Raw genomic sequence first — 401 nt, 5'->3', positions numbered from 1 at the left:
ACCGTGAAGAACCCGAGGTCTTCGAGATCCTGGGTCAGACCGGCCTTCTCGTAGTAGTCGGTGACGACCTTCGAGCCCGGAGCCAGCGTGGTCTTGACCCACGGCTTGGCCTTGAGCCCCTTCTTCACCGCGTTGCGGGCCAGCAGGCCGGCCGCCAGCATGACCGAAGGGTTGGACGTGTTCGTGCACGAGGTGATCGCCGCGATCGTGACGGCGCCGTGGTCGAGCGTGAACTTCTCGCCGTCGGCCATGACCACCGGAGTCGGCTTGGAGCCGATGGTCGGCGCGTGACTGTGGTGGTGGTGGTGGTGCGCGCTGTACTCGTCGTCCGGTGAGTTGCCCGGCGGGTCCGACGCGGGGAACGACTCGGAGCCCTCGAGGTCGACGAGGTCGTGTTCGAC

At 66.8% G+C, this 401-nt stretch carries 1 protein-coding gene; it reads right to left on the bottom strand.

All coding sequences use genetic code 11. From position 1 onward, the window contains the following. Positions 1-401: aconitase family protein (locus tag M3225_RS29155; RefSeq protein WP_251400794.1), on the bottom strand; the 401-nt coding region annotated here is incomplete at both ends.

Source organism: Priestia aryabhattai (genome assembly GCF_023715685.1).
GTDB lineage: Bacteria > Bacillota > Bacilli > Bacillales > Bacillaceae_H > Priestia > Priestia aryabhattai_B.
Note: the sequence above shows the minus strand (reverse complement) of the source record. Positions and strands in the feature narration are given on the sequence as shown.